The sequence below is a fragment of the Eudoraea sp. genome (genome assembly GCF_049669105.1).
Lineage (GTDB): Bacteria > Bacteroidota > Bacteroidia > Flavobacteriales > Flavobacteriaceae > Eudoraea.
In genome coordinates this window covers 1-1768 of sequence record NZ_JBATKE010000167.1, presented here as the reverse complement: position 1 = coordinate 1768, position 1768 = coordinate 1, and the positions used below count along the sequence as shown (strand labels likewise).

Sequence of the window (1768 nt, the reverse complement as noted above, 5' to 3'; positions counted from 1 at the left end):
CAATTGTTCTTTGGACTTTATTCTACAGTTCTCAATTTTTTAAATTAATGGTTGGTTTTATTTTTGGAGCAATATCACTTGGAATTTTATTTCTAATTCCAGAAATTCCAACAGAAAATCATACAATTACATATTTAATTTCATTGGTTTTTCTCGGAATTTCGGAAATTCATATTGCACCAATAATTCATTCGATTTTGACAAAATATGCAAATCCAAAATACTTGGCAATTCTAATGAGTTTAGCATTTTTACCGACAAGATTAATTTCTTTAATTTTTGGTCTGTTTAACGACAAATTATATGACAATCCAATGTTAGGACTGAAAATTGGAATAGTAGGAATGACAATTGTTGGAATTGGACTGATTGGATATGTATGGTGGAATAAAAAAACTACCTACAACAAAGTACTGTGGTAAAAAACAAGTAAAAACTCATTAATTTTTCACTGGAGTACTTTTATAAGTTGCATCATATATCAATCCTGATTTAGCTATTGCAAATGCTTGTTTTAATAGCTTATTACACACTGCAATCAAAGCCAATTTTTTACTCTTTCCTTTAGCTACCAATCGCTCATATATTTCTCTGCAAGCCTTATTGTATTTACAGGCATTAAAACTGCACATAAATAATAAATTCCGAAGTTTTTGGTTGCCTATTTTACTAATACGAGCCCGTCCATTTATACTGCTTCCACTTTGCCTAATTACGGGTGTCAATCCGGCATAACTACACAGCTCACTCCCGCTAGTAAATCGCTCAAAACCGCCTGTTAAAACCACTAACATGATAGCTGTTTTTCTGCCAATTCCTGGTATACTTTCCAAACGTGTCAATACATCACCATGGCTTTGTTTTACTAAATCGAGCAACTTATCTTCTAGTTTCTTAATCTCTTTTTCTAACTGTTTTAAACTACGCTTTAAAGATGATACAACCGATTTACTCGGTGCTCCCAAAACAGCTTCTCCATGTAATTTGTTTTTTAGCATGGTGCTTTGTTTTGTATATACTGAAAGAGTTCTGGTGATTTGAAGGCATTCCAACTCTGCTTTAGTATTACCTTTCCAAAGCTTTAATTCCACCTGTTTTGCATACTCACAAATTAGTTTAGAATCACTCTTATCGGTCTTGATCTTTGAGAGCTTCATCTGGATAAAACGTTTTATCGATAAGGGGTTTTCTACTGATAACCTTATACCTGATTCTAGCAAATGATAGGCTAGCTGATAATGATAATAACCTGTCGCCTCCATCACACAATGGCTTTCATTGTCTAAAAGTTTTGTGAACTTTTTAAAGCCTGAATTGTTGTTCTTAAACTGATGATAATTACCATCAGAATCCGTAACATCAAATACCAAATGACTAATGTCTATTCCAAAATACTTTGTATCTTTATTCATAAGAAAATGTTTTTTGAAAGGACAATCTACGCGAGTTTCAACGACTTAAAAACGAGGTCCCAAAGGCCTCATAATACTGTACGAAATCTGTGTAGAAAAGAGAGGGGATTTTCAATGTTGACGAGATCAAAGTCTCTGCGTGTATAATAACCTTAATCCTCTCTTTTGTCTTTTCTGTTTATAATCTAAATTTAATGAATTGTAAACTTAAGACGTGTATAACTCATTGCGGCTGAATTCCTAATCGGATTTCATTGCAATTTGCTATCTTTCGGTTACGGCGGAAAATCATAGCTAATTTTCCGCAACGAGCCATACACAAACACGTTAGCACACATTTGAGAAAAACACTGTAC

General features: G+C 33.4%; 2 protein-coding genes. One reads left to right on the top strand and one right to left on the bottom strand.

Features of this window, described 5'->3' with window-relative positions; translation table 11 throughout:
- Positions 1–422 (top strand): hypothetical protein (locus WBM60_RS13495; RefSeq protein ID WP_424283187.1); only part of this gene is annotated, 422 nt, incomplete at its 5' end.
- Between the two features lie 18 nt (positions 423–440).
- Here WBM60_RS13495 and WBM60_RS13490 read toward each other — a convergent pair.
- Positions 441–1412, bottom strand: coding sequence for an IS110 family transposase (locus WBM60_RS13490; protein WP_424276122.1), 972 nt, complete (start codon positions 1410–1412; stop codon positions 441–443).
- Between the last annotated feature and the right edge of the window lie 356 nt (positions 1413–1768).